Source organism: Frankia sp. CoBUL1 (genome assembly GCF_978021245.1).
On the sequence record NZ_CDXDOS010000355.1, the window covers coordinates 1 to 2,747 of the forward strand.

Consider the following 2,747-nt stretch of genomic DNA (forward strand, 5'->3'; position numbering starts at 1 on the left):
ATCGGGGGGTGCGGCGGGCGGAGCAACTGGTGGTTCTCGGCGCGGGCCTGGACGGACGGCCCTGGCGGATGCCGGAGCTCGCCGGCGTCGCCGTATTCGAGGTCGATCATCCGGCGTCCCAGCGGGACAAGCTCGACCGGCTCGGGGACGCGGGGCCGCCGGGAACGGCACCGCGCTTTGCGCCGGTGGACTTCAGCCGTGACGACCGCGACGCGGCCCTGACGTCGGTGGGGCATCGGCCGACGGTGCCGACGGTCTGGATCTGGGAGGGTGTCGTGCCCTACCTCACCCGTGGCCAGGTCGCCGCCACGACCCGGGTCGTGGCGGGGCGCTCGACCCCGGGAAGCCGCCTGATCGTTCATTACCACGCGCCGGCGCTCTCGGCGTTTCTCGGCCGGCTGGCGGCACGGGTGCTAACTATCGTGTCACGGCGCCCCGATCCCATGGCCCGCGAACCCAACCGCTCGGCATGGACCCCCGCCGCGATGCGTCGGATGCTCGCCGCCCACGGCTTCACCGTCCGCCGCGACGACGACCTGCTCACGCTCGCCCGGTGGCTGGCGGTGCCGGTTCGGCACCGCCAGTCGCTGCGCAACGGCCACGTCGTCGTAGCCGACCTCCTCGTGGCCGACCTCGACACGGTCTGACCCGCCCTGGTCTGACCCGCCCTGGTCTGGCGCCACCTCGCGCGCTCCGCTCACGCGAACCGATCCGCCAGTCACCCTGATCCGCCCGTCACCCGACCTACTTACAGTCTGTAGCGCCCTCGTGGGTTTCGGTTGGGGTTGACCGGGGATGATGTCCAGGGCACCCGTGTGGGGAAACCTGCGAGACCGCACTCAGCGATCGTGGCGACCGACCGGCAAGACACTGCGGACCGTACGCCGGTCGGTCGTCTCCGCAGCCGGGCACCGGGGGAACCGGAGGAGGTGGGAGGGGCCGGGTCAGAGCCGGTTGCGCAGCAACTGCTTGCCCTCCTCGGCGCCCTTGCGGCTTTCGTTCTGCGCCCGGCGGAACAGGCTCGCCAGCTCCTGGTCGTCGTCGCGCTCGGCGTCGCCGATGTAGGTCTCCAGCCGCAGCGCGTTGCTCAGACACCTCTCCGTGAACCACAGCAGGTCGTACTGGGCGTCCTTCGTGCCGGTGACGTTCCCGGTCTCGGCTGTCGTGGTCATCTGATCGGCTCCCTTCATCGGGGTCTGCGGATACACATCCTTCGGAGTACCAGTTCCCGCACGGGCCGCTCTTACCCGTCTGTCCGTCCGTGGCCCGAGCACGAGCGACCAACCGCAGAAGATCGACAGCCCGCTCGACACGATCTACGATCACGTCCGCGCCGTCCATGGCACCGCCTTCCCTCGGGTGATCCGTCGTGATCCGTCGTCTATGACCTCCTACCGGTGTGGTGTTCCGTTTTGTAAGACCCCGGGGTATGATCGGTTGTCGGCCGGGACTGAACCCGCAGGCCATCGGTCATGATCGAGAGCAGGGGTCGAGCGTGGTCCGCCCGCTCCGGCGCCTCTTCCCGGATCCAGCCGATGGCGGTCACGAGAGAGATCACCTCCTCGACCCGCACGTCCGACCGGACGTCGCCGGCCCGCTGGGCCCGGACGAGGAGTGCCAGCGTCGCCTGCTCGAGGGAGTGGCAGGACGCGTGCAGCCCCGTCTCCTCGTCGCTCACCATGGCGAGCAGCCTGGCGGCCACCCCCCGGTAGGTCGCGATGTGCGTGATCAGTTTGTCGAGCCAGCCGAACAGCGCCGCGCCCGCCTCCGGGGCGTCCAGCAGCCGGTCCACCTCGTCGAGTAGCGCGGCGGTCCGATCGTGCAGCAGCGCCTCGAGCAGCGCGTCCCGGTTGGGAAAGTGCCGGAAAAGCGTGCCGATCCCGACCCCCGGCTGCCTGGCGACCTCGTTGAGGGAGATGTCCCTGTCGCTGCCGGCGAAGGTGCCCCGGGCCACCTCGATGATCCGCTCGCGGTTGCGGTGCGCGTGCGAGCGCATCGGCCGGTCCGCCGTCGCCACGCTGCTGGCCATGTGCACCTCCGGGGGGCTCGGCCGTACGCCCCATCGAGCCTACGGAAGCTTGGTCGTCACGAGGGGTGTGCTGGTGGTCAGCGGCGCGCGACGGTGCCGAGCGCGACGGCGCAGAGCCGTTCCCCGTCCCTGTCTCCGCCGCGGTCGAAGACCTCGCAGCGCACGGTAACCAGAGTGGAGCCGGCGTGGACGACCTCGGCACGGGCGATGAGCTCGTCGCCCCGCGCCCCCCGGAAATAGTTGATCTTCATCTCGGAGGTCAGGACGGCGTCCCCCGCGACGCTGCCGGCGGCGAAGGTGAGGGCCGTGTCGGCGGCATAGCTCAGCGCCCCGCCGTGCGCGGCGCCGTGCTGCTGGCATAGATGATCTCCGAGCGGGATGGTCAGCTCGGCCACCCCCGCCTCGAAGCGACTGAGCCGGGCGCCGAGCAGTCGACTGAAGGGCTGGGCTGCGAGTAGCCCGCGGGCCACGGCGATGTCGGGCGTCATCGGCTCTCCAGGAAGGTGTGCCTGCCGGCGGGGCGCCTACCAAGCAGTGTGGGCCTTGGGAGGTTTGTGGGTCGTCAGGGACTGGGCGCGGGTGGCGGAGGGGTGACGAAACGATTGGCAGTGGTCTCGATGGCGGACTGCGGACTGATGATCTGGGCCGTGGCCGGCTGCGGTCGGCTGAGCCACTGCTTTCGTCTCGCTGCTCGCCTGAATCCAGGGCGAAGCGATGG

Annotated in this window: 4 protein-coding genes; 1 reads left to right on the forward strand and 3 read right to left on the reverse strand. The window is 70.4% G+C overall.

Annotated elements, in window-relative coordinates; genetic code table 11:
* Positions 1 to 647 (forward strand): class I SAM-dependent methyltransferase (locus AC08OX_RS16805; RefSeq protein ID WP_476608684.1); only part of this gene is annotated, 647 nt, incomplete at its 5' end.
* Positions 648 to 944: 297 nt separating this feature from the next.
* Here the strand turns inward: AC08OX_RS16805 and AC08OX_RS16810 are convergent.
* The 3 genes from AC08OX_RS16810 to AC08OX_RS16820 all read right to left on the reverse strand — a co-directional run bounded on the left by AC08OX_RS16810 (position 945) and on the right by AC08OX_RS16820 (position 2,517).
* Positions 945 to 1,172, reverse strand: coding sequence for a hypothetical protein (locus AC08OX_RS16810; RefSeq protein WP_023841463.1), 228 nt, complete (start codon positions 1,170 to 1,172; stop codon positions 945 to 947).
* Between the two features lie 209 nt (positions 1,173 to 1,381).
* The gene (locus AC08OX_RS16815; RefSeq protein ID WP_476608685.1) at positions 1,382 to 2,029 is read right to left on the reverse strand and encodes a TetR/AcrR family transcriptional regulator; all 648 of its coding nucleotides are present in this window, start codon (positions 2,027 to 2,029) and stop codon (positions 1,382 to 1,384) included.
* 77 nt (positions 2,030 to 2,106) lie between these two features.
* Positions 2,107 to 2,517, reverse strand: coding sequence for a PaaI family thioesterase (locus tag AC08OX_RS16820; RefSeq protein WP_476608686.1), 411 nt, complete (start codon positions 2,515 to 2,517; stop codon positions 2,107 to 2,109).
* Positions 2,518 to 2,747 lie beyond the last annotated feature (230 nt).